Below are 24570 nucleotides of genomic sequence, written 5' to 3'. Positions count from 1 at the left end.
TCTCAGAGCCAGCCCTGCTGCCGGGCCGCACGCACCGCCTCCATACGGTTGCGGGTGGCGGTCTTGCCGATGGCCGACGACAGGTAGTTCCGTACGGTCGACGCCGACAGGTTCAGCTTCGTCGCGATGTCCGCGACGGTGGCACCGTCCACGGACGCGTTCAGCACGTCCCGCTCCCGCGCGGTCAGCGGACTGGGGCCCGCGCCCAGGGCCGCCGCGGCCAGCGCCGGGTCGATCACCCTCTCGCCGGTCAGTACCCGCCGGATCGCCTTCGCCAGATCCCCGACCGGGCCGTCCTTCACCAGGAATCCGGCGGCCCCGGCCTCCATGGCCCGCCGCAGATAGCCCGGTCTGCCGAACGTCGTCAGGATCAGCACCCTGCACTCCGGCACCTCATCGCGCAGGTCCGCCGCCGCGTCCAGACCGCTCCGGCCGGGGAGCTCGATGTCCAGCAGCGCCACGTCGGGGCGCGAGACGAGCGCCGACTCCACGATCCGGTCCCCGGCGTCGACCTGGGACACCACCTCGAAGTCCGGCTCCATACCCAACAGCAGGGCGAGCGCGCTGCGCATCATGCCCTGGTCCTCGGCGAGCAGGATCCGGACGGACCTGGCCGGGCGGTGGTCCTGCGGCATCTCGTTCACGGGCTCAGGGTAGGGCTCAGCACCCGTCCGGCCGGGCGTGACCCGGCCGCGCGTCGTCCGCGGGGAGCCGCGCCGTCACCACGAAACCGCCGTGCGGACCGGGGCCCGACTCCAGCGAGCCGCCCACCGCGGCGAGCCGTTCCGACAGCCCCTTCAGACCGGTCCCGTCGGCCCGCCCCGTGTCCGGCGACGGGCCAGTGCCGTCGTCGGTGACCGTCAGCCGGACCTGTTCCGAGGTGGAGTCGAGCGCGAACTCGCAGTGCGTCGCGCCGCTGTGGCGTACGACGTTGGTCACCGCCTCCCTCGCCACCCAGCCCAGCAGCGCCTCGCTTCCGGGGCCGGGCGGCGGGCCCGAGCGCCGCACCACCGGCTGGACACCGGCCGCCGTCAGTACCGACTCGGCCCGCCCCAGCTCGGTGGCGAGGCTCCCCTCCCGGTAGCCGGTCACCGCCTCACGGACCTCGGTGAGGGCCTGGCGCCCCACGGACTCGATGTCACGGACCTGTTCGAGCGCTGCGTCCACGTCCAGGGGCGCGAGTCTGCGGGCGGCCTCCGACTTCACCACGATCACGGAGAGGGTGTGACCGAGCAGGTCGTGCAGGTCCCTGGAGAAGCGCAGCCGCTCCTGCTCCACGGCGCTGCGGGCCAGCTCCTGCCGGGTGGCACGGAGTTCCATCACCGTCTCCGACAGGATGAGGAGCGCCGCGGTCACACCCCCCGAGATCACCGTCCCGTAGCCGATGGTCCAGGGCTCCGAGACGTGGTCGCCGCGCCAGGCGGCGATGAGCCCGGCGCACCCGGCGAGCAGGAGCAGCCCGGCGCCGAGCGCCCGGCCCCGCAGGATCGTGCCGCAGGCCAGCGACAGCAGCGGGAAGAAGAGCAGCCACCCGCCCCCGTAACCGACCGCCAGCCCGAAGGTGATCACGGCCATCGCGGCCAGCAGCACGTACGAGGTGGCGCTCTCTCGTCTCCTGCGGTCGAATCCCCTGAACACCACGGCGATGTAGAGGGTGTTGAAGGCGAAGAGTCCGATGCCGCCGACCCAGGGGTTCGGCGACTCGCCCTGCCAGAGGTTGGAGAACGCGCCGAGGCCCAGCAGCAGGCAGGGAAGCAGGGCGTACGGCCCGGGAGGCCCGGGACGGCGGTTCTCGGGACGGCGGATCCGGGGACGGCGGATCCGGGGACGGCGGTTCTCTCTTCCCGTATCGGTCACGGTCGCTCCGATCATTCGGTCCGGGCGGACCGACGGTAGGAGATCATGGCGTACCCCCCGAACACGAGCATCCATCCGGCCAGGGCCGCTACCGGCCCCGCCGCCGGCGCGTGCCCGGCGATGGTCGCCCTGCCGAGTTCCGCGAAGCCGTGTGCGGGCGTGAGTTCCCCGACGGTGCGCAGCCAGCCGGGGAACTCCGTGAGCGGGAACCACAGGCCGCCCAGGACGCCGAAACCCATCAGACAGGCCACGTTGACCACCCCTGTGCCCTGCGGGGAGAGCCGGTAGCCGTTTCCGATCCCGAGCAGGGTGAAGGGCAGCGAGCCGGCCCACAGCAGCAGGGCCAGCGCGGCCCACTGCCACACCGCGAGCCGCACGCCGTTGACCAGCCCGCCGGCCAGCAGCACGGCCAGGACCGCCGGCAGGACGGTCACGACGCCGCTGACCGCCCGCCCCGCCACGGCGCGGCCCGGGTCCAGCGGTGTGATCCGCAACTGCCGCAGCCAGCCGAGGGACTTGTCGGACGCGATGCCCGTGCCGATCGCCATCGCGGACCCGAGGGCCCCGTAGGCCGCCATTCCGACCATGGACGCGGCCTTCCAGTCGGTGTAGTCGCCGGCCCCGCCGAGGTTGGTGAAGAGCAGGTACATCATGACCGGCATGCCCGCCCCGAAGACGAGGAATGTACGGTCGCGCAGGGTCCGGCGGACCTCCAGGACGATGTAGGCGAACATCAGACGGCCTCCTTCGGCTGCTCGTCGCGGCGGGTGGTACCGGCCGCTCCTTCGGGTGAGGTCAGGGCCAGGAACGCGTCCTCCAGCGTCGCGCCGGCGACCCGGAGGCCCCGTACCGCCCCGAGCGCGGCCAGCGCCGTCACGGTCGCGTCCGAGTCGTCGCTGCGCAGCGAGGCACGCCCGCCGCGCACGTCGACACCCACCACCCCCGGCAGCAGCTCCAGTCCTCCGGCCGGGCAGCCCGCCAGGTCGACGGACACCACGCTGCCGCCCGCCGCCCGCCTGATCTCCTCACCTGTGCCGTCGGCCACGATCCTGCCGCGGTCCAGGACCACGATCCGGTCGGCGTGTTCGTCGGCCTCCTCGAGGTGATGGGTGGAGAACAGGAGGGTGTTGCCGCGTGCCGTGAACGCCCGCATGGAGTCCCAGAACGCGCGGCGCGCCTCCACGTCCAGCGCGGCGGTCGGCTCGTCGAGCACGACCAGACCGGGATCGCCCGCCAGCGCGACGGCGAAGCGCACGCGCTGCACCTGGCCGCCGGAGAGCTTGTCGACCCGCCGGTCCGCGTACTCCGTCACCCCCGCGAGCGCGGCGGCCTCGGCCACGGGCAGCGGCCGCGGGTACGTGGACGCGACGAAGGCGATCAGTTCACGCACCGTCACCCGGGGGATCGGCCGCCCGTCCTGCAGCATCGCGCCGACCAGCCCGGCGCGCACCGCGCCGCGGGGGGTGCGGCCGAGGAGCCGCACGCTGCCCGAGTCGGGATCGTTCAGCCCCAGAAGCAGGCTGATTGCGGTGGACTTGCCCGCACCGTTGCGGCCCAGCAATGCGACACTCTCGCCGCGCCCGATCGTCAGGTCGATGCCGTCGACGGCCCGCACGGTGCGGGCCGCCTTCCCGAACGTCTTGACCACCGCGGTGAAGACCGCCGCGGGCCCGGTCGTGGTCCCCGTCGTCTGCGTCATACCCACGACGTTACGGAGCCGGCCACCGTCCCGGCAGGGGCGCATGTACGGACTGGGCCGTGACAAATGTCCTGGCTCCGGGCCGAGTTGGGGCCGACGGGCCGGGGATGCGGCGTGAGCCGCCCCGGACCTTCAGCCGGCCGCCGTGCTGCCCGTGAGCGGGGCCTGGCCGAGCGGGACGGGCTTGCGCACTCCAGGAGGTGCGGGCGCCGCGGACGGTTGCGCTCCGCTCGTGATCAGCTGAGGCGGCTCCTCCGCCGGGGCCTGTACCACCGCCACCCCGCAGGGCGCCCCGGGCTGCGCGTACGGCAGGTGCAGCGTGCCCTCGCGGCTCCAGAACCCGGCGCCGGCCAGCCAGCCCTCCGGCGCCGCGACGTGGTGCACGCGCCGTCCCGCCGGGCGCCAGAGCCCCACCCAGCTGCCGCCCGGCCCGTCGAGCCGCAGGGCGACCGCGCAGTTCTCCGGCATCAGCATCTGCCCTGGCTGCACGGCGATCGGCGTCACGGCCACGTCCGCCGGATGCAGGCACTCGGGGAACCGCACCGGCAGAAAACTGCCCAGCACCCCCCAGCCGATGCGGTCGTGGCCCGGTGCGTCGGAGCGGATCAGCAGCAGTCCGCTGTCGGCGTCCGCGAGCAGCAGCCGGTCGTCGCTGCCCGGTGCGATCTGCAGCAGCGGCGTCACCTCGCCGCCCCGCCCCAGGTCGACGGCGACGGCCTTCACCGGCCCGCCGCCGGGCAGCTGCCGGTCCAGGGCCAGGAGCCGTCCCTCACGGTCCAGCCACGCGCCGCCGGAACACTGCCCGGCCACGTCCGCGACGTGTTCGGGGCCGAAGGGCCCGCCCGCCACCAGCCAGACGCCGGTGGACAGCTCGCCGGGCACCAGGGCGTAGGCACTCGTGCCGTCCGGATGCGGCGGGAGCAGGGTGAGGTCCTCGCACTCAAGGGCGCCCAGGGGGACTTCACCGGTCGCGGGACCCGTCGGGTAGAGCAGCGAGAAGGTGTGCCGGTCCGCCACCCGGCGCCGGATCAGGACCCGCCCGTCCGAGAGCGGCAGTACGTCGGAGTCCGCCTCCTCCGGCTGGCCGAGGGGGAGCGGTACGGCGTAGGGCTCAGGACCGAGGGTCCAGCGCTCAGGGAACCAGGCGGGGTCCGCGGCCTCCGTGTCGGCCGCTGTGAGGCGGGCGGCGTACGAGTGGTCGGCGGCAATGGTGAGCACCGGGGGGACCACGCGCGGGAGCGCCTCGGCCGATTCCGCTCCGCCGCCCGGGAGCCCGGGTGGGAAGGCCGGCACCGGAGGCACCTGGGGAAGGGGATGAAGGGGCACCTCGGCCGACGCGTCCCGGGCACCCTCACCGTCGGGTCCGCCCGGCGGGGTGGTCCCGGCGAAACCCGCGGACGCCAGGGCCGGTCCGGGCGCGGCCCCGCCGCCAGGACCGGTGCCGGACGCGTCCATTCTGAGTGGATCGGCGCCCTGTTCGGACGTACCCGCGGCGCGGGGTCTCTCCGACTCGGCCGGCCCGGCCGCGTCCACGGTCCCGGGTGCGGGTTCCGTCGTCGCGGCCCCGGCGGCCCCCGCGGCGTTGTTCTCGATGGCACAGGCAGTCATGGTTCGGTCACCTCCGGCAACCGAAGCTAGGTTCGCACTCCCCACCGGACAACGCGAGCCCCGGCACTTCACACATAAGGGTGTCGATGTTCGGATTCGCCTGCGAACGCGGGTGTCGCCGTGCTCCGCGCGAGGGTCTAAGGTTAGGCATCCCTAAGTTCGTACGTCCTGAACTGGAGCACACCATGTCCCTCGGACGCCGCGGCACCGCCGCCGCCTGTCTCGCGGTCGCCGCCGCGCTCACCCTCTCCGCGTGCGGGGGCGAGGATGCCTCCGGCGGTTCCGCCACCGGCGACGCGGGCGCCGACAAGAAGGCCTCCGTCGCCACGGGCGGCAAGGACTTCGGGGACGCGGCGAAGAAGACCGCCGGCTACGGCACGGACTCCGGGGCGGGCGTGTTCCCCCGCACCATCACCCATGCCATGGGGAAGACGAAGCTCACGTCGAAGCCCGAGCGGGTGGTGGTGCTGGACGTCGGTGAGTTCGACAACGTCGTCTCACTCGGTGTGAAGCCCGTCGGCTACGCCCCCTCCGAGGGCGACGCCGCCATCCCGTCGTACCTGAAGAAGGAGGCCGGGAACCCGGTCAGCGTCGGCACGATCAACAGCCTCAACCTGGAGGCCATCGCCGGCCTGAAGCCGGACCTGATCCTCGGCAGCCAGCTGCGCGCCGCGGACAAGTACGACGAGCTCTCCAAGATCGCGCCCACCGTGTTCTCCATCCGTCCGGGCTTCACCTGGAAGGAGAACTACCTCCTCAACGCCGCCGCGCTCGACAGGACCGCGAAGGCGAAGTCCGAACTCGCCGCCTACGAGGCGAAGGCGGACAAGCTCGGCGAGGACATCGGCCCGGACAAGCCGACCATCTCGATGGTCCGCTACCTGCCGGACAAGATCCGTCTCTACGCCAAGGACTCCTTCATCGGCACCATCCTCGAGGACGTCGGCCTCCCGCGGCCGAAGAACCAGCAGATCGACGACCTGGCGGCGGAGATCAGCCCCGAGAACATCGACCAGGCCGACGCCGACTGGATCTTCACCGGGGTCTACGGCGACGCGAAGGCCACCAAGCGCGACACCGCCCGCGCCAACCCGCTGTGGAAGAACCTCGCCGCGGTCAAGGCGGGGCACGCCAAGGACGTCTCCGACGAGACTTGGTACCTCGGCCTGGGCGTCATCTCCGCGAACCTCGTCCTCGACGACCTCCGCGCCGACCTCGTCAAGTAACGATCCGTGACGCGCCCCCGGTCCGCCCGCGCGGGTCCCGGCGGCCAGGGGCGGCGGGGTGCGGGGGGCAGGTAGCCTTTCCCCCGTGCCCCGTCTGTCTGAAGTCATCGCCGAGCTCGACGCCCTCTGGCCCCCCGAGCGCGCCGAGGGATGGGACGCCGTCGGCACGGTCTGCGGCGACCCCGGAGCGCAGACCGACCGGGTCCTCTTCGCCGTCGACCCGGTCCATGCGGTCGTCGACGAGGCCCGCACCCTCGGTGCCCAGCTGATCGTCACCCACCACCCGCTCTATCTGCGCGGCACGACGACGGTCGCGGCCACCACCTTCAAGGGCCGGGTCGTGCACGACCTCATCAAGCACGACATCGCCCTGCACGTGGCGCACACCAACGCGGACACCGCCGACCCCGGCGTCTCCGACGCCCTCGCCGGAGCCCTGGACCTGCGGGTCACCGGCCCGCTCCTCCCGGACCCCACCGACCCCGCGGGGCGCCGGGGCCTCGGCCGGATCTGCGAGCTCGACCACCCCGAGACCCTCCGCGAGTTCGCCGCCCGCGCCGCCGCCCGGCTGCCCGCCACCGCGCAGGGCATCAGGCTGGCCGGCGATCCCGACGCCGTCGTGCGGCGGGTCGCGGTGAGCGGCGGCTCCGGCGACAGCCTCCTCGACGCCGTACGCGCGGCGGGCGTGGAGGCCTTCCTCACCGCGGACCTCCGCCACCACCCGGCCTCCGAGGCCGTCCAGCACTCGCCGCTCGGCCTCGTCGATGCCGCACACTGGGCCACCGAACGGCCCTGGTGCGAGCAGGCCGCCGCGCAGCTCGACGCACTTTCCGACCGCCACGGATGGGACCTGCGGGTCCATGTCTCGAAGCAGGTCACCGACCCCTGGACCACCCACCACTCTTCTGGAGCCCCCAACTGAACGCCGCGCCCGCCGACCAGATCCGACTCCTCGAAGTCCAGGCACTCGACGTACGCCTGTCGCAGCTCTCCCACAAGCGGACCTCGCTGCCCGAGCACGCCGAGATCGACTCGCTCAACAACGACCTCGCCCAGCTGCGCGACCTGCTCGTCGCCTCGCAGACCGAGGAGAGCGACACCACCCGCGAGCAGACAAAGGCGGAGCAGGACGTCGACCAGGTGCGTCAGCGCGCCGTCCGCGACCAGCAGCGGCTCGACTCCGGCGCGGTCTCATCGCCGAAGGACCTGGAGAGCCTGCAGCGCGAGATCACCTCGCTGGCCAAGCGCCAGGGTGACCTGGAGGACGTCGTCCTGGAGATCATGGAGCGCCGCGAGTCCGCCCAGGAGCGCGTCACCGAGCTGACCGAGCGCGTGCGCGCGGTCCAGGCCAAGGTGGACGACGCGACCGCCCGGAGGGACGCCGCCACCCAGGAGATCGACGGCGACGCCGCCACGGTGGGCAAGGACCGCGAGGTCGTGGCGGGGTCGGTCCCCGCCGACCTGCTCAAGCTGTACGACAAGCTGCGCGCCCAGCAGGGCGGCGTCGGCGCGGCCAGGCTCTACCAGCGCCGCTGCGAGGGCTGCCGCCTGGAGCTGAACATCACCGAGGTCAACGACGTCAAGGCCGCGTCCCCCGACACGGTGCTCCGCTGCGAGAACTGCCACCGCATCCTCGTCCGTACGTCGGAGTCGGGCCTGTAATGTCCGCTCCCCACCAGCTGGTCGTCGAGGCCGACGGAGGCTCCCGGGGCAACCCGGGGCCCGCCGGGTACGGCGCGGTCGTCCTCGACCCGGTCACCGGCGGGACGCTCGCCGAGGCCGCCGAGTACATCGGCGTCGCGACGAACAACGTCGCCGAGTACAAGGGACTGATCGCCGGTCTGAAGGCGGCCAAGGCCCTGTTCCCGGACGCCGACGTGCGGGTGCACGTCCGGATGGACTCCAAGCTGGTGGTCGAGCAGATGTCGGGCCGCTGGAAGATCAAGCACCCCGACATGAAGCCGCTCGCCGCCGAGGCGGCGGGCATCCTGCCCGCCTCCTCCGTCACCTACGAGTGGATCCCGCGCGCCGAGAACAAGCACGCCGACCGGCTCGCCAACGAGGCGATGGACGCGGGCAGGCGGGGCGAGCGGTGGGACCGGGCGTCGTCGACGGCCGACCTGGACACCGGGCGCCCGGCCGCTGTGCCCGAGCCCCCGGCCGGCCCTCCCGGCGACCCGGTCGCGGGTGCGGCGAAGGTCCGCGCTGCGATGACCGCCGCCCGCCCGGCCGAGGCGGCCGTTCCGCAGACGGGCTGGGGGAGCGCCCCCGAACTGGGAGCGCCCGCCACCTTCGTCCTGCTCCGGCACGGCGAGACGGCCCTGACCCCGGAGAAGCGGTTCTCCGGCAGCGGTGGCACCGACCCGGAGCTCTCGGCCACCGGCCGTCGCCAGGCCGCCTGCGCGGCCGAAGCCTTCGCCACCCGGGGCATCGTCCAGGAGATCATCAGTTCGCCGATGCGCCGCTGCCGGGAGACGGCCGCTGCCGTCGCCGACCGCCTCGGGCTGGAGGTCCGCATCGATGAGGGCCTGCGCGAGACGGACTTCGGCGTCTGGGAGGGGCTCACCTTCGCCGAGGTGCGCGAGCGGTACGGCTCCGACCTGACCGCGTGGCTCGCGTCCCCCGACGTGGCACCCACGGGCGGCGGTGAGAGCTTCGCGGAGGTCGCCGAAAGGGTCTCGGCCGCCCGCGACCGGCTCGTCGCCCGCTACACGGGCCGCACCGCGCTCCTGGTCACCCACGTCACCCCGATCAAGACGCTGGTCCGGCTCGCGCTGGACGCCCCGCCGGAGTCGCTGTTCCGCATGGAACTCTCGCCGGCCTCCGTGTCGACCGTGGCGTACTACGCGGACGGGAACCCGTCGCTGAGGGTGCTCAACGACACCTCGCACCTGCGCTGAGATCGGTGCCAGGACCCGGTCCACCGGCGTCCTCGGCTTCGCGGCGGGGCTGCTGCGTCCAGACCGTGCGCTGAGCCGGGGAGCTCAGCCGCAGCCCAGCGCCGACGCCTCGGCGGCCAGCCGTTCCACCCGCGCCCAGTCCTTCGCCGCGACCGCGGCGCCCGGCACCATCCAGCTGCCGCCGACACAGCCGACGTTGGCGAGTGCCAGGTACGACGGTGCCGAGGCGAGCGAGATGCCGCCCGTCGGGCAGAACCGGGCGTGGGGCAGCGGGGCGGACAGAGCCTTCAGGTAGGCGGTGCCACCGGCCGCCTCGGCCGGGAAGAACTTCATCTCCGTGACACCGCGCTCCAGTAGCGAGACCACCTCGGACGTCGTCGAGACCCCGGGCAGGAACGGCACGCCGGAAGCCTTCATCGCCTCCAGCAGGCCGCCCGTCCAGCCGGGGCTGACCAGGAAGCGGGCCCCGGCGGCCACCGTTGCGGTGACATGTGCGGGGGAGATCACCGTGCCCGCGCCCACGACGGCGCCGGGCACCTCCGAGGCGATGGCCCGTATCGCGTCGAGGGCGGCCGGAGTGCGCAGGGTGACCTCGATGGCGGGCAGCCCGCCGGCGACGAGCGCGCGGGCCAGCGGCACCGCGTCGGCCGCGTCCTCCAGGACGACGACGGGGACGACAGGGGCGAGGTCCAGGACGGAGGTGGACACGACGGCGGGCGCGGAGGAGGTCATGGGCTCATCCTGCCGCGAGAACAGCAGCATGCGCAATGAACGTTGCGCATGCTGCAACGAGTCAATGGATCTCGGTCACCACGACGTCGATGGCCCACGGACGGCCCGCCCGTCCCGGTGCCTGCGCCTCCACGACGTATCCGAGGTCGCGGAGCACCTCGACCAGCTGGGCGGGGCTCTTCGGGCGGGCGCCGGCCACCAGCAGGTCGCGGACCATCCGGCCCTTCGTCGCCTTGTTGAAGTGGCTGACCACGGACCGCTTCTCGACCCCGCCCACCATCTGGGACTGGAGGACGCGCACGCTCGCCGTCCGCCCGGCGATCTCGCCCGTGGGCTTCCACGCCCCGGCGTACGCCGAGGACCGCAGGTCCAGCACCAGCCCGTCCCCGGCCGCCTCCGGCATGACCTCGGCCATCGGGGCGCGCCAGTACGCGTTCAGGGCGCCGAGTCCGGGCAGCTTCACGCCCATCGAGCAGCGGTACGACGGGATGCGGTCGCCGGTCCGGACCGCGCCCCAGAGCCCGGAGAAGACCAGAAGCGACTTGCCGGCCCGCCGCCGGGCCGCCGCGTCCAGCGTGGCCAGGCCGAGCGCGTCGTACAGCACACCCGTGTAGATCTCCCCGGCCGGGCGGGTGCCTGCCGTGCGCAGCTCCCCGTTCTTCGCCACCTCGCCGCGCAGACCCTCGCTCAGTCCAAGCACATCGCGGGCCTTCTCCTCGTCGGCCACGCACAGTTCGACCAGCTCGTCGAGGACCGCGGCACGGGCCTCGGAAAGGCCGGGCAGAGACAGCGACTCCAGCTTCAGCGGTGCCCCGCGCCCCGATGCGGCCTTACCTTCGGAGGGCGGCAACAACACGAGCACGGAATTCTCCTTCGGACGCGGCACAGGGCCCCTGACACGCGGGAACCCCGCAGCAAGGGTACGGCGACCCGCGACACACGGGCCGCCCCGATCCGGACGCCGACCGCACCGCCCCCGGCCCGGACGGCGAACCGCACGGCTTCCCGCCCGCCGTGCTGGCCGAGGCCGGGGAGGGCTCCCGATGTGTCGGCCCACGGGATGGCGGTCCTGGAGCTGGGTGGCCGGTCCCCCCGGGGGCGGATCCGTCGGCCGTCCGGGAGGCCGGCATAGCGGCCTTCGCCGGCCGCGCCGCCGGGTAACATGGTCACCACGGCAGACGAGCCGGGCGGACGGCCGCGTGAGGATCCCCGGATCCTCCCGAGGAACGTCCGGGCTCCACAGGGCAGGGTGGTGGCTAACGGCCACCCGGGGTGACCCGCGGGACAGTGCCACAGAAAACAGACCGCCCGGGACTCCGGTCCCGGGTAAGGGTGAAACGGTGGTGTAAGAGACCACCAGCGCCTGAGGCGACTCAGGCGGCTAGGTAAACCCCACCCGGAGCAAGGTCAAGAGGGGCCGTCGCAAGACGGTTCTGCGCGAACGACCGAGGGCGGCTCGCCCGAGTTCGCGGGTAGACCGCACGAGACCGGCAGCAATGCCGGTCCTAGATGGATGGCCGTCTCCCCGGCCGCCGCGAGGCAACCGGGAGACAGAACCCGGCGTACAGCCCGACTCGTCTGCCGCCACCTGCGGCTTTGCCTGGGAAAGGGCCTCCGACCTGCGTCGGAGGCCCTTTCTGGTCTTTCGGTGGTTGCCGTGTTACGCGGCTGAAAGTCTCTCGGACAGTGCTGAAAGTCCCTGAAAGCTGGGCGTGTGGGTCTCCAACACCACGTCGAGGCGCGACAAGCTCACGGCGGAACAACTTGCCGCCCTTGCCGCGCTCGGACTGGAATGCGCGGGGGCGTAGAGGCCACTCGGGCTGTTGTGCGTCGGTGGAGGCCTTGGGCGCGGACGCGCGCGAGTCTCCGGCCAGGGCGTCGCGCTGTCGTGGCCGGAGCAGCCGACGCCTCCGCGAAGAGGTCGTGAGTCGCGCTCCGGTCTGCCGCTGATCAGTGCCACTCGCCCGTACGCCTCGTAGCGCTCGCGGCCGTCCTCGCTCTGCACCAGATCGCCTGCGAGCTCCTGCTTGGTGCAGCGTGCGAGATCCTCGTGGGAAGCGAGCCACCTCCTGAGGATCATGGCCATGAGCTCCGTCTTGGAGTGGTCGCGCATCAGAGTGTTCCTCCGCTGGGGGGAGCTCGTTGGCGAGCTCGGACGTGCCGGCTTCAACCGCTTTGCGGTGCTGTGCGGTTCAACGCCGTGCGGGCTGGTTCCGTGATCACGACGGGACCGCAGACGGGCGTTCTTCCTCCCACCGCGACAGCAGCGGCCAGGTGGACACGTCGGGTATCCCGTCCCCAGGTGTGACACCTCTGTCGCGACGTGGTCGGCGCAAGGTGTGTGAAAGAGCGTCACATGTCGCCCAGGCGTACGTGATGTATGTCGCAACAGATCGTCACAGCAAAGTGATCTTTTCTTAACCGATCGAGGGTTGAGTGATGGCCGTTCGTAACTTCACCTCATGGAAGGAGACTCGTGGCCACGAACGCGAGCCTTCGAAGACGACGCCGATTCGTTCGAGCGTCGATAGTCACCGTATTCGCCACGCTGTGTGCCGGCTTGGGGAACGCTGGGTCGGCCACGGCGCAGGCCGGCGCTCCCCTGCCGAAACTGAGTCTGGGTCAGTACAGCCATGCCCGGGTCCCCCTCACGGGTGGTGGCGCGCTGCACTCGGATGCGCAGTCCGAGGCCCTCGACGGGCAGTACGTGGTGCGGCTGCGCGAGGCGCCCGTCGCCTCGTACGCGGGCGGCGTCAAGGGTCTCGAGGCGACCAGGCCGGCGGCCGGGAAACGGATCCAGCCGCATTCGGACGCGGCGGAGGGGTATCGGCAGCACCTGGGTCAGGCGCAGCGTGACGTGCTTGCCGACTTCGGTGTCCGGGCGCAGCAGACCTACACGACCGCCTTCAACGGGTTCGCGGCCAAGCTGACCGGTGCTCAGGCCGGCAAGCTGGCAGGCGACTCGCGGATCGCGGCCGTTACACCGGTCCGTCTGGTCAAAGCCGACGCCGCGCCCCTGGCCGCGTCACAGGCGCCTCATGCCGAAGAGGCGGTGGCGCAGAAGGCTGCGCCGTCCAAGCCCCAGCCGGTCCATGGCTCGGACGTGGTCATCGGCGTGATCGATACTGGAATCTGGCCGGAGAGCGCCTCTTTCGCCACCACGATGGCGCCGCCCGCGGGCTGGCACGGCACCTGCCAGGCGGATGGGGACTTCCCCGCTTCTGCGTGCAACGGCAAGATCGTCGGAGCGCGGTACTTCGCCGACGGCTGGCTCAGTGCGTACGGTTCGCTTCCCGACGGCGAGGTCCTCTCGGCGCGCGACATGATCGGACACGGCACCCACACCGCGTCGACCGCGGCCGGTCTGCCCGTCAAGCACGCGATGGTGCTCGGGCAGGACTACGGGGCGATCTCCGGGGTGGCACCCGACGCGCGGATCTCCGTCTACAAGGCGCTTTGGGGCGGTTCGGGCTCGGAGGCCGACATCCTCGCGGCGATCGACGCGGCGGTGGCCGACGGTGTCCAGGTGATCAACTACTCGATCGGCTCGTCGATGGGGGACTATCAGCCGAACAGCCCGATCGGGGACGCCTTCCTCAACGCGTATCTCGCCGGAGTCTTCGTCGCGGCCTCAGCGGGCAACGACGGCATGTCCGGGATGATCAGCAACGCCGAGCCGTGGGTGACCACGGTGGGGGCGTCTGTTGAGCGGTCCCATGAGGCGACCGTGCGCCTGGGCGACGGCACCCGCATCGTCGGCACGTCTATGGACCGGCTGCCGTCGCACAGCCGTAAGCCGATCGTATTCGCCGACCAGGCCGGTTCGCTCGACGACGGCGCGCAGTTCTGCCAGTCCGGGAGCCTCGACCCCGCCAAGGTCAAGGGCAGAATCGTGGCCTGCGACTTCTTCGACCCGGCCAACGCGGTCGCGGAGGTCAAGGCCGCAGGTGGTGTCGGCGTCGTGCTCTTCCAGTCGACCGGCAACGTCCGGCTCAACGTGATCCACGGCTTCCCGACCGTGTACCTGTGGAGCGCCGAGCAGGCGGGCAAGCTCTTCAACTACCTGTGGGCGCACCGCAGCGATGGGACCGCGTCGCTGTCGGCGGGCGGGGACGGCAGCAGCCTCGTGGGACTGCCCAGTGTGGCCGGTCTCTCGTCCTACGGGCCCGACCAGACGCACACCGGGCTGCAGAAGCCCGACCTCGTCGCTGACGGGATCGACGTGGTCGCGGCGGTGTCACCTGCGGCCGGTGGGCGGCTCTTCGACGCGTATTCGGGCACCTCGATGGCGGCCCCGCACGTGGCCGGCATGGCCGCGGAACTGCGAGCCGGGCACCCGAAGTGGTCGCCTGGCGCGACCGCCTCGGCACTGCGCACCACCGCCGCCGACACCCGGGGCACGACCAGCCCGCTGCGCCAGGGATCCGGGCTGCCCCGGCCGGCGTCCGCCGACGATCCCGGCCTGGTGATCGAGCCCTCCACCGCTGAGCTCACCGCGTTTGCGGCCGCGACAACGCCGGACGGCAAGGAGATCAACCTGCCGTCGATCGCGCTGCGCGAGTACGACGGCACCAAGCCGGTGAAGCTCACGCGCCGGCTGACCAACGTCGGCACCCGGACCGAGAGGTACACCACACGGGTCGACGGGCTCGCCGGGATGAAGGTGACCCTCACCCCGCGAACGTTCTCGGTGAAACCCGGCGCCACCGCGACGGTGACCATCACGCTGGAACGCGGCACCGCCACCTGGGACCGCTACACGACCGGCTCACTGACCTTCACCAGCCCCAAGCATCGGGTGCGACTGACCGTTGCGGGCCGGCCGTGGGGCTTCACACCGCGGCCGTACGACGACACCGGGATAGAGTTCGGCCGCACCGGAGGACAGGGCCAGGGGTCTCTCGAGCCCGGCTTCACCGGCCCGCTCACGGGGCGCACCACCGGGTACACGCCGGTGGCCTGGACGGACAAGAAGCTCACGACCTCCGTCAGCGGCGGCGTCTTCTCCCCCGACGGAGTGGGCACCCAAGGCACGAGAATCGTGGTCCCGCCCGGCACGGCAGGACTGATCGTGCAAACGGCCTCGGACGACCCCAGCACGAACCTCGATCTCTACCTTTACAAGGACGGCAAGCTGATCGACCGGAGCTGGGCGTCGTGGCACAGCAACGAGCGCAGCGTCCGGTTCTTCCCGGAACCAGGCATCTACACCGCCTACGTGCACGCCCGATCGGCGGCTTCCCCCAACATCCCCTACCAGCTCGGGGTGACCGTGGTCCCCAAGAAGGCCAACCGTCACAACGCCACACTGACGACACCGTCGAGTGTGCAGCGCGGCGGGTCCTCCCAGGTGACCCTGAACCCGGTCGGCCCGCAGCCGGACGTCGAGCAATGGGCGTACACCGAATTCCGCACCGGCCGAACCTCCATACCCGGCCTGCTGATCAGCTCCCGCTGAGCCACAGCCCGGCCTGCTGATCGGCCCAGGCCGAAGAGCCAGGGGCCGGCCCTCCCGAGGCAGAGGCCGGCCCCACAGCAGGACCACCGCACACCATTTCGAACTGCAGAGGTTGAACCGTTCCGGGGCGGTGTTCCACGCGAGCGCGCCGGGGTCTCACGCCGCCGCCCATGTCGGTGATGAACCCGCAGGTGGATGAGTTCCGTTGGAGGAGTGAGGCAGCACTCTCCTCCTCGGATCCGATGCCACGTCACTCGGGCCCGCAAGGAATGACGCGAAGGAAGAAGATGGATCTGAAAGGCTTTGGCCGGGCGACTTCGGTCGTGGCTGCGGTAGCCGCGGTAGGTGTGGGTACAGGCCTTGCGGCACCGGTGTCCGCTTCGGCTGCAACCCAGACCGCTGCCCTGGCCACGTACACACCCCCCGGGGAGAGGTACGAGGCGCAGGTCGACAATAACCCGGGCAATGGGGCAACGAGCTGGATGTGGCTCGCCGACTACAACTGGCGTGACCAGACTGACGCGGTTGCCAAGGTTGTATTCGTCGACGGCACGACAGCGAAATACGGACCTGTGGGGAAGGGTACCCTCACTGGAAGCCTGCCCAAGAAGGTCAGCCACTTCCAAGTGTGCGGTTTCTACACCTACATCACTGGCTGCGGCTCCTGGGTCTACCTCTAAACGGTTACCTCACCACGGCTGACCAACCGCCACCCGGTGAGGGCGTCCGTCGGGCACTCACTCCGGCGGCCGCCCTCAGGCATTCCCGGCAGACCCCGGCCGGCACGGCTCCGAGCGGTGCGCCCCCGCGCGTCCTGGCCGCAGGCCGGTCCGGCTACCCGCAGATCTGCTGACCGCACCGGCGGCCTGTGGCACCCGCGCGGTCCTGGACGCCGCCTTCGGCCCCCGCAGCAACGGCGAGACCGTCTACGGCAGGCGGCTGATGCGCTCGCCGCACGCCGGCATGATCGTGTTACTGGACCGGGGCTTCTCCTCGAACACGTTGCTGAGCGCCTACCAGATTCCGCGAATCGCGATCGCCGACGCACGGATATGACCGGCCTGTACCCGGAGATCAGGCGGTGTTGGCGCGGTTGCCCGGCGAAAGGGTGTGTCCCCGCGCGGTCTGCGGGGTGCCGGACCCAGTCATCTGACTTAGCGCGCTGCCCGCGCGAGCACACTGCGTGACTGCCGGGAGCGATTCCCCGCCGTCGCCATGTGCCCGCACGCAGGGGCCGTTACCAAGGCAGTGGGCTCTGCATCCGGCAGAACGTCAGGACACCCCTCCGAGCGGGAGGACGCGATTGAGTCATTAGACGGTTACCTGAGCGGGCCCGCACGCGCGATTCTGTACGGGCCGGGGCGGCACACCGCCGTCCCGTCCCAGTGGCACGCCGAGGCGCGGTGCCGGCCATGGGCCGGCACTCAGTACATCGGTGTAGCCCCGTCCGAAAGGGTCAGCATGCCGTTCATCACCGTCGGCCAGGAGAACACCACCGACATCGAGCTGTACTACGAAGACCATGGGACAGGGCAGCCGGTCGTCCTCATTCACGGCTTCCCGCTCGACGGGCACTCGTGGGAGAAGCAGTCGGCGGCCCTGCTGGCGTCCGGCTACCGCGTCATCACCTACGACCGGCGTGGCTTCGGCCAGTCCAGCCAGCCCGCCACGGGCTACGACTACGACACGTTCACCGCCGATCTCAACACCGTGCTGGAAAGCCTCGATGTGCGCGACGCCGTGCTCGTCGGCTTCTCCATGGGCACCGGCGAGGCGGCCCGCTACCTGGGGACCTACGGGTCGGCGCGCATCGCCAAGGTCGCCTTCCTCGGCTCCCTGGAGCCGATGCTGCTCAAGAGCGACGACAATCCGGCCGGCGCGGCGACCGCGGACTTCTTCCAGGGGGTCTCCGACGCGGTGAAGGCCGACCGGTTCGCCTACTACACCGCGTTCTACCAGGACTTCTACAACCTGGACGAGAACCTGGGCGAGCGCATCAGCGAGGAGGCCGTCCGCAACAGCTGGAACACTGCCGCGGGCGGTGGCGCGCATGCCGCCGCCGCCGCTCCGCTGACCTGGGGCACCGACTTCCGCCAGGACATTCCCCGGATCGACGTTCCGGTGCTCATCCTGCACGGCACCGGCGACCGGATCCTGCCGGTCGAGTCCACCGCCCGCCTTTTCCACCAGGCCCTGCCCTCCGCCGACTACGTCGAGATCGAGGGAGCACCGCACGGGCTGCTGTGGACACACGCGGACGAGGTGAACAAGGCGCTGCTGGAGTTCCTGGCCAAGTAGGCATCCCGGCGCGAGCGCGGCAGGCTCCTTGTCGCCCTCGCGCCGCCCGCCCGCACACTGGGCCTGTCGCACCGCAGACGCCCTTCTCCCTCGGGCCGGTTCCGATGTCCGGTGCCGGCCGAGCTCGCGGGCAAGGGCAACACCATGGGACCGGAACTCCGTGGGGCGCGATGGCGGCGCTGACCAACACGATCCTGCTGCGGGTCCGCGGCTGACGGCAGAAGGCGGCCTGACGGCCGAGGCGCGCGGAACCCGGGTGCGGCACTCCCTCCGCCGGACACCGGAAGGCGGGGCGCGCGACAGCCTCCCGGCATGGCTCCGGCTCCCGTACACATGTCAGCCGTGCCACTCCGAAACGTGTCAGTCCCTTCCCGAGTGCGGCACACATGTCGTAGCTCGTCCGTCGCACTCGGAGCCGTCGCACGCAACTCCCCGCTGCCAGAGTGCCCGGCGGCTGGAAGCGCGAGAGGCGGCACGACGGATGATCGGGTTTCGACCGAGCGGTGATGTCGCTCCCCATGGGCGGGGCGATACTGCGGGGACTTCGATGTCCGACCGCCCGACCCGGCCGCGTCGGAGCAGTCGGCGGACGGGCATGTGCCCCAGGACACCGCATCGGGCACCGGATCGGTCGGTCGACCGTCGACACCTCGGATCGACGTCGCACCGGCCATCTCGGGCAGGCCGGGCGCGCACCGCCCTGCTCGCGATCGCGAGCAGACATGGCACGGATGACGGCCGCCCTGATCACGCCGCCGGGCAGACCCAGGGCTCATCACACGTTTGAACGTGGCGGGTTCAGGCCAGGTCTCGTGTGCATGGCGGTATCGATCCCCATCTGTCCGAGAGGACCGCACCCGCCTGTCTCGGCATCACCGTTCTACGGAAACGATTCCGCACACCTGGTTGGAGTTCCCCTTGCCCCTGCTCACATCCCGCAGACGCGGTTTCACAGCGCTCGTTGCCGCCCTGGCGGCGGTGGTGCCGACGTCCGCGCACGCCGCCGTGCCGGCGCCGTCTGGTGCGACCAGCACCTTCACGGCCGCCGGGACGCCCAGCGCGCAGGGTGGCACGGACACCTCCCGCACCGTCACTCTGATCACCGGCGACAGGGTCACTGTCACCTACACCGGCGGTCACACCACCGCCACCGTGAGCGGCCCGACCGGCGGGACCGTCGGCGCCCACATCATGACCCAGGGCAAGGACCTCTTAGTCTACCCGGACTCGGCGCTGCCCTACCTGGCGTCGGGCGCGCTCGACCCGCGCCTCTTCGACGTCACCGAACTCATCGCGGACGGCTACGACGACGCCCGCAGCGACCACCTGCCGCTGATCGTGTCGTACACGGACACCGCGTTCCGCTCGCGCGCGACGGCGGTGCCGAAGGGTGGCCGCCGGACCCGCGAACTCAACAGTGTCCAGGGGGCCGCCGTGTCCGAGGAGCACGCCGCCGCACCTGTCTTCTGGGCCTCTCTCACCGGCGCGCCGGACGCCGGCTCCCCCGCTGCTCCCACGAAGTCGCGCGGCGCCGCTCCCGGCCTCACCGGCGGGATTGGCAAGGTGTGGCTGGACGGGAAGGCCAAGGCGGCCTTGGCTGACAGCACCGCGCAGATCGGCGCACCGCAGGTGTGGCAGGGCGGCGGCACCGGACAGGGCGTGGACATCGCCGTGCTGGACAGCGGCATCGATGCTGGGCACCCGGACTTCGGCGGCCGGATCGCCGCGACCGTCGGCTTCGTCCCCGGCGAGGACGCCACCGACCGGTTCGGCCACGGCACACACGTCGCCTCGACCGTCGGGGGCACCGGCGCCGCCTCGGGCGGCAAGGAGAAGGGCGTCGCCCCCGGCGCCGCACTGCACATCGCCAAGGTGCTCGCCGACGACGGGACCGGCCAGGAGTCGTGGATCCTCGCCGGGATGGAGTGGGCCGCGCGGGATCAGCACGCCAAGGTCGTCAACATGAGCCTGGGCGGACGCCCTTCGGACGGATCGGATCCCCTCAGCCAGGCGGTGAACCGGCTCAGTGCCGAGACGGGGGCGTTGTTCGTGACTGTCGCGGGCAACGACGGCTCCGATCCGTACACCGTCAACTCGCCCGGGGCGGCGGACGCGGCCCTGACGGTGGGCGCGGTGGACGGCTCGGACCGGCTGACGAGCTGGTCCGGCCGCGGCCCGCGGCTGGGCGACAGCGCGCTCAAGCCCGACCTCACCGCTCCCGGCGTGGACATCCTGGCTGCCCGCTCCCAGTACATCTCCGAGGGCGAGGGCTACTACATGACCGACAGCGGAACGTCGATGGCGGCCCCTCATGTCGCCGGAGCCGCCGCCCTGCTGGCGCAGGTGCACCCAGACTGGACCGGGCAGCAGCTCAAGGACGCCCTCCTCAGCACCACGGCGCCTACCCCGCGGTACAGCGCGTACGCCGCCGGCAGCGGCCGGGCGGACGTCGCAGCGGCCGTGCACGGCACGGTGTTCGCCACCGGTTCCGTCTTCGCCCCGGCCCACTGGCCGTACCCGACGAGCGGGACGGTCCGCAAGGACGTCACGTACACCAACACCGGCACCGGCCCGGTGACCTTGCGCCTGGCGGTCGACGCTCCCGGCTCCCCGGCCGGCCTGTTCACCGTGACCGACCCCCAGGTGACGGTGCCCGCACGGGGCACCGCCACCGTGGGCGTACTGACCCACCTCGACGTGGCGGCCGACGACACCGGCTACAGTGCCCGGCTCAACGCCTCGGACGCGAGCGGCACGCTGCGGGCCCACACCGTCGTCGGCTCGCGCAAGGAGAGCCGGAAGGTCCAACTGTCCCTCATGACGAAGGGTCCCGACGGTGCCGGCCTGGCTGGCACGCTGGTGCTCAAGGACATCGCCCGCGACACTTTCCCGAAGGTCCTGGCCGTGGACGCTTCCGGCCGACTGGAACTGCCGGTACAACCGAGCACCTACGCGGCCTGGCTGTACGCCGACGTGCCGGGCATGGATGGACCGCACTCGCTCGGCCGGGCGATCGTCGCAGACCAGGAGATCGTTGTGGGCGGTGACCGGAGCGTCGTCCTAGACGGCTCCGACCTGCGCAAGGTCGAGGCGATCACTCCGAAGACGAGCGTCAACAGCTATGTCCGGGTGGACCAGTCCCGCTCTTACGGTGACCTCGTGCCGTTCCACGACACCTACCAGCTGGAGCCCTGGACGTACGACAGCCTCTGGGCCACTCCGACACCGAAGGTGACGCAGGGCGCCTACACCTTCACGGCACGCTGGCGGCAGGTGCAGTCGCCGCTCACCGTGTCCGCGGGCTCCCACACCTTCGGCAGTGTGCTCATGCAGAGCATGTCACCCGCCCTCCCGGCAGGCAGGGGCAGCTTCCGGGCGGTCGAAGCCGGCGACGGTTCTGCCGCCGCCTTCGCCGGAGTGAAGGTCCGCGGCCGGGTCGCGGTGGTCCGCCGCAACGACGCTGTGGCTCCGGCCGACCAGGCTGCCGCGGCCGCGGCGGCGGACGCCCGGCTCCTGCTGATCGTCAACGACGGGTACGGGCCCCTGGACGCCTGGTCCGACCTCCCGGACGGCGCCCCGCTGCCGGTGGCGTCCCTCGGCACGGACGAAGGCCGCGCTCTGCTCGCCCGTTTCCGGCACAAAGGGACGACCACCCTGAAACTGGCCTCCCATCCCCATCCCGACTACCTGTACGACCTGGTCATCCACCAAGACGGATCGATCCCCCGCAACCTCTCCCATCGACCGGGCCCCGGCGACCTCGCGCGCATCGAGGAGACCGTCCAGGACACCCGGCAAGGTGAGGCGAACGACCTGCGCTACGACCTGTCGCCCGACGAGACCTGGGTGGTGGGCTCTCCCGCCACGACAGTCCGCGCACAGGGCACCTACACCGCGTGGATCACGGCCGGCTCGGACGCCGTCTGGCTCGACCTGCTGGCGGTGCCCGACCTGACCGAGGTCGGCGGGGCGCGCAGCTACAAGCGGCGCAGCACCAGCCGGGCGAGCTGGTTCGCCCCCGTCCAGCACCCCCGGCTGCTGCAGGACAGTCTGCTGGCGAACGCGCCCAACCGGGTGGGCGACTTCATCGGTCTCTACGGGCTGCCCGCCTACGGGGACGCCGGCGGCCACGCGGGCACCGCCTTCGACAGCGGATCCACCGTCCACGCCTCCCTCTACCAGGGCAGCACCCTGCTCGCCGACGGAGACGACCTGATCAATTCCGACGTCTCCCCGGCCACGCTCCCGTACCGGCTGGTGGAGGACACCACCCGGGATGTCCCCGGCCGCCCCTACTCGACCCGTACACACACCGAGTGGGACTTCACCTCAGGACACTTGAGCCCTACGACCAAAGAGAGCCTGCCGCTCGTCCAACTCGACTACGCGGTCCCCACGGACCTCTCCGGAAAGGCACGGCGCCGGGCCGGCATCACGGTCATCCCCTCGCAATCGGTCGGCACATCCGCGGGCCGGTTCCGCACCGTCGCCCTGGATCTCTCCTACGACGACGGAGTGACCTGGACGCATACGCCCCCGTCCCACAAGGTCTCCACGGGCTGGCACTTCACTCTCAACGCCCCCGCGGAGGCCCGCTTCGTCACACTACGAGCTACGGCCCAGGACACCGCGGGCAACAACGTCGTACAGACCGTCGTCCGGGCGTTCGGCCTGAAGTAACCACTCGCTGAAACGAATTCCGCGCATGTGCCCCGTACCGGTGTGTCCACGGTTCGGGGCACACTGCTGTGCTGGCGCGGAACGCGCGGGCGCGCTGCGCGCAGGACAGCCGCCCGAGGGCGGCGGAGGCGGCGGACGTCATGCGGCGTTCGGCGCACCGGGGCCCCGCGCCGGGCTCTCAGGCCGGCACGCGGGGGTCCGGGGGCCGAGGACCGGCGGGGGCGGGGACGAAGACCGGGGCGTCCTGCTGGTAGAAGATGTCGATGTCCGCCTCCTCGCCACCGACGATCAGCGTGTCCCACGCACCGCTCTCCTGGAGTGTGCGCAGAGTGGCGGGTGCCAGCGCGGAGAGATGGGCCCGCAGTTCCTCGTCGTCGGGCAGCCCCGGCAGGCGGGCGGCGAGGCGGTCGCGGATCGCCCTCATTCGCTCCAGAAGGCTCTCCAGGTCCGCCGCCGACCGCGCCGGTACGGCGGCGCCGGACGCAGCCGTACCGTCCATGCTGCTCTCGATGATGTCCTTGATCGCTCGGGTCACGCCTCGCTCGTCCGTCGTGACCATCGCGTTCCATGCGCGGCTCTTGTGGCGGTACTGGAGCATCGACATCGCCGCCTCGTGACGGATGAAGTCCGCGTCGCGCAGCGGCCGGCCCCGCCAGCCGCGGCTGAGGGTACGGGCCAGGGAGACGGCCGAGGCGAGGCCACTGTTCAGGCCCCGGCCGGGCCAGAAGTGAATGGCGTTGGCCGCGTCGCCCAGCAGGAACCCGTACGTCCCGGGGCGGTCGCCGGTCGGGCGAACGAGCTGGGCGGTGAACCGGGGCCGCTGCACCATGTCCAGCCGGAACGACGTGACCGCGCTGAGGTCGTCCTCGGCCACGCCGAACAGCCGCAGCCCTTCCTGGATCCGCTTCCACAGCGGCGAACCGCGCAGCAGCGCCGGCAGGAAGAGCGTGCCGTGGGTCGGGCAGACGAACTCGTTCTCCTCCTGACGGCTCATGACGCACGGCCGGGCCGCGATGCACTCCTCGAAGACCTGCCGCACCGGGTCGATGCCGATGACGTTGCGCGCCTCCTCGCGGGTCAGCCGCATGTTCAGGAAGCCCTCGCCGCGTAGCGAGTTGAGCAGGAAGCGGTTCTGCGCCACGGTCAGCAGGACGCTCATGGGATCCGAGAGCCGGGACTTGACCCGCAGTCCCAGCACCACGTCCTGAAGGTGCTCGCCGTCGAGGGAGTAGATGGAGGCGTCGGCCGCGCCGAAGCGGTCCGCGAAGTGCTCGCGGGTGCGCGAGCGACCACCCTCGCAGATCACCAGCACGTGGTCGCGGGCGATGAGGTGTTCGCTCTGGGCCGGATCGAACCGCTCGGGCACCAGCCGGATCCCCGACTTGCCGTTGGCCAGCTCCAGCAGCCGGTCCTCGATGTGGGCGATCCGGATGTTGCGAGGTGGCCGCCCGCTCACGGAGTCGGGGCCGAGCGGCCACATCTCGGAGAACTGGCCGTCCCCGAACACCGCCGTCCGCATCTCCTCCGTCAGCGCCAGGTACTGCCGGCTCTGGACGGTGACGACCTGCTGCCGGCGGACGTTGCCGTGGGACTCGTCCTTCCAGACCACCCTTGTGCCGCTGCGGACCCACCGGCCGTCGTGGACGGTGACGGACACCCGACCGCGCAGGGACTCCTCCAACAGCAGGGCGAAGGCGAGCCCGACCGGGCCACCACCGCTCACCGTGACGCGCAGCACGCTGGGATCCGTCGTGGCGTCGGCGCGTGGCAGAGCGAGCCGGGAGAGGTCCATGACCGTCTCCAGGGCCTCCTGCGTCTCGAACAGAAACGTCTCGTCACCGATACGTATCGTGTCCCCGGGCATCAGCTTCTGCCGGGTCACGCGCTCGTCGTTGACATACGTGCCGTTCCTGCTGTCCCGGTCGTGGAGCACGTATGCGTCGTCCTCGGCGAGGATCTCGGCGTGCCGTCGGGAAGCGCTGACACTGACGATGACGACATCGCTGTCACTCTTGCGTCCGAAGGTCAACGGAGCGTCGCCGAGAACCACGCTCTGACCGGCGAAGGGACCGGTGCGTCCCACGATGACCGACAACATGGCTACTCCTTTGG

Annotated in this window: 16 protein-coding genes and 1 other RNA gene; 9 read left to right on the top strand and 8 right to left on the bottom strand. The window is 71.5% G+C overall.

The window, feature by feature from the left end:
* Positions 1-2 precede the first annotated feature (2 nt).
* From ACFU5K_RS00405 to ACFU5K_RS00385, 5 genes are all read right to left on the bottom strand, one after another.
* On the bottom strand, positions 3-635 hold the full coding sequence (locus ACFU5K_RS00405) for a response regulator (protein ID WP_384055090.1): 633 nt from the start codon (positions 633-635) through the stop codon (positions 3-5).
* A 25-nt stretch (positions 636-660) separates the two neighbouring features.
* Positions 661-1872: a sensor histidine kinase gene (locus tag ACFU5K_RS00400; RefSeq protein WP_384054837.1), complete on the bottom strand. Its 1212-nt coding sequence runs from the start codon at positions 1870-1872 to the stop codon at positions 661-663.
* Positions 1869-2591, bottom strand: a complete 723-nt coding sequence (locus ACFU5K_RS00395; RefSeq protein WP_384054834.1) for an ABC transporter permease — start codon at positions 2589-2591, stop codon at positions 1869-1871. The genes ACFU5K_RS00400 and ACFU5K_RS00395 overlap by 4 nt, the downstream gene beginning before the upstream one ends.
* Positions 2591-3556, bottom strand: coding sequence for an ABC transporter ATP-binding protein (locus ACFU5K_RS00390; protein ID WP_384054831.1), 966 nt, complete (start codon positions 3554-3556; stop codon positions 2591-2593). The genes ACFU5K_RS00395 and ACFU5K_RS00390 overlap by 1 nt, the downstream gene beginning before the upstream one ends.
* 132 nt (positions 3557-3688) lie before the next feature.
* Positions 3689-5164, bottom strand: coding sequence for a hypothetical protein (locus ACFU5K_RS00385; protein ID WP_384054829.1), 1476 nt, complete (start codon positions 5162-5164; stop codon positions 3689-3691).
* Between the two features lie 185 nt (positions 5165-5349).
* Here ACFU5K_RS00385 and ACFU5K_RS00380 point away from each other — a divergent pair, with 185 nt between their 5' ends.
* The 4 genes from ACFU5K_RS00380 to ACFU5K_RS00365 all read left to right on the top strand — a co-directional run bounded on the left by ACFU5K_RS00380 (position 5350) and on the right by ACFU5K_RS00365 (position 9290).
* Complete coding sequence (locus ACFU5K_RS00380; protein WP_384054827.1) at positions 5350-6390, top strand: ABC transporter substrate-binding protein; 1041 nt, start codon at positions 5350-5352, stop codon at positions 6388-6390.
* An 85-nt stretch (positions 6391-6475) separates the two neighbouring features.
* Positions 6476-7312 (top strand): Nif3-like dinuclear metal center hexameric protein, encoded by an 837-nt coding sequence (locus ACFU5K_RS00375; protein WP_384054824.1) that lies wholly within the window; start codon positions 6476-6478, stop codon positions 7310-7312.
* Positions 7309-8052 carry a zinc ribbon domain-containing protein gene (locus ACFU5K_RS00370; RefSeq protein ID WP_384055088.1) on the top strand — a complete coding sequence of 248 codons (744 nt, stop codon included), beginning with the start codon at positions 7309-7311 and terminating at the stop codon, positions 8050-8052. Before ACFU5K_RS00375 ends, ACFU5K_RS00370 begins: the two co-directional genes overlap by 4 nt.
* Positions 8052-9290 (top strand): bifunctional RNase H/acid phosphatase, encoded by a 1239-nt coding sequence (locus ACFU5K_RS00365; RefSeq protein ID WP_384054821.1) that lies wholly within the window; start codon positions 8052-8054, stop codon positions 9288-9290. The genes ACFU5K_RS00370 and ACFU5K_RS00365 overlap by 1 nt, the downstream gene beginning before the upstream one ends.
* A gap of 84 nt (positions 9291-9374) precedes the next feature.
* Here the strand turns inward: ACFU5K_RS00365 and eda are convergent, their stop codons facing one another.
* Positions 9375-10022, bottom strand: a complete 648-nt coding sequence (eda, locus tag ACFU5K_RS00360) for a bifunctional 4-hydroxy-2-oxoglutarate aldolase/2-dehydro-3-deoxy-phosphogluconate aldolase (RefSeq protein WP_384054819.1) — start codon at positions 10020-10022, stop codon at positions 9375-9377.
* 61 nt (positions 10023-10083) lie between these two features.
* Entirely contained in the window at positions 10084-10884 is an 801-nt protein-coding gene (gene yaaA, locus ACFU5K_RS00355; RefSeq protein WP_384054817.1) for a peroxide stress protein YaaA, read from the bottom strand.
* 317 nt (positions 10885-11201) lie between these two features.
* On the opposite strand from yaaA, the gene rnpB reads away from it, so the two are divergent.
* The 5 genes from rnpB to ACFU5K_RS00330 all read left to right on the top strand — a co-directional run bounded on the left by rnpB (position 11202) and on the right by ACFU5K_RS00330 (position 22458).
* Positions 11202-11603: RNase P RNA component class A (rnpB, locus tag ACFU5K_RS00350), an RNA gene on the top strand.
* Between the two features lie 979 nt (positions 11604-12582).
* Complete coding sequence (locus ACFU5K_RS00345; protein ID WP_384054814.1) at positions 12583-15480, top strand: S8 family serine peptidase; 2898 nt, start codon at positions 12583-12585, stop codon at positions 15478-15480.
* A gap of 170 nt (positions 15481-15650) precedes the next feature.
* A complete protein-coding gene (locus tag ACFU5K_RS00340) occupies positions 15651-16160 on the top strand; it encodes a hypothetical protein (RefSeq protein ID WP_384054811.1) in 510 nt (169 codons plus the stop codon).
* 781 nt (positions 16161-16941) lie between these two features.
* Positions 16942-17778 (top strand): alpha/beta fold hydrolase, encoded by an 837-nt coding sequence (locus ACFU5K_RS00335; RefSeq protein ID WP_384054809.1) that lies wholly within the window; start codon positions 16942-16944, stop codon positions 17776-17778.
* Positions 17779-18696: 918 nt separating this feature from the next.
* On the top strand, positions 18697-22458 hold the full coding sequence (locus ACFU5K_RS00330; RefSeq protein WP_384054806.1) for a S8 family serine peptidase: 3762 nt from the start codon (positions 18697-18699) through the stop codon (positions 22456-22458).
* 178 nt (positions 22459-22636) lie between these two features.
* Here ACFU5K_RS00330 and ACFU5K_RS00325 read toward each other — a convergent pair whose 3' ends face one another.
* A complete protein-coding gene (locus tag ACFU5K_RS00325) occupies positions 22637-24556 on the bottom strand; it encodes an FHA domain-containing protein (protein ID WP_384054803.1) in 1920 nt (639 codons plus the stop codon).
* Between the last annotated feature and the right edge of the window lie 14 nt (positions 24557-24570).

This window comes from Streptomyces sp. NPDC057428 (assembly GCF_042803195.1).
In the GTDB taxonomy this organism is placed as follows: domain Bacteria; phylum Actinomycetota; class Actinomycetes; order Streptomycetales; family Streptomycetaceae; genus Streptomyces.
This window is presented reverse-complemented; position numbering and strand designations above follow the sequence as displayed.

Coding starts and splice junctions, on each gene's coding strand:
- ACFU5K_RS00405 (WP_384055090.1), bottom strand. CDS start 635: ATGCCGCAGGACCACCGCCCGGCCAGGTCCGTCCGGATCCTGCTCGCC.
- ACFU5K_RS00400 (WP_384054837.1), bottom strand. CDS start 1,872: ATGATCGGAGCGACCGTGACCGATACGGGAAGAGAGAACCGCCGTCCC.
- ACFU5K_RS00395 (WP_384054834.1), bottom strand. CDS start 2,591: ATGTTCGCCTACATCGTCCTGGAGGTCCGCCGGACCCTGCGCGACCGT.
- ACFU5K_RS00390 (WP_384054831.1), bottom strand. CDS start 3,556: ATGACGCAGACGACGGGGACCACGACCGGGCCCGCGGCGGTCTTCACC.
- ACFU5K_RS00385 (WP_384054829.1), bottom strand. CDS start 5,164: ATGACTGCCTGTGCCATCGAGAACAACGCCGCGGGGGCCGCCGGGGCC.
- ACFU5K_RS00380 (WP_384054827.1), top strand. CDS start 5,350: ATGTCCCTCGGACGCCGCGGCACCGCCGCCGCCTGTCTCGCGGTCGCC.
- ACFU5K_RS00365 (WP_384054821.1), top strand. CDS start 8,052: ATGTCCGCTCCCCACCAGCTGGTCGTCGAGGCCGACGGAGGCTCCCGG.
- eda (WP_384054819.1), bottom strand. CDS start 10,022: ATGACCTCCTCCGCGCCCGCCGTCGTGTCCACCTCCGTCCTGGACCTC.
- ACFU5K_RS00340 (WP_384054811.1), top strand. CDS start 15,651: ATGTCGGTGATGAACCCGCAGGTGGATGAGTTCCGTTGGAGGAGTGAG.
- ACFU5K_RS00335 (WP_384054809.1), top strand. CDS start 16,942: ATGCCGTTCATCACCGTCGGCCAGGAGAACACCACCGACATCGAGCTG.
- ACFU5K_RS00325 (WP_384054803.1), bottom strand. CDS start 24,556: ATGTTGTCGGTCATCGTGGGACGCACCGGTCCCTTCGCCGGTCAGAGC.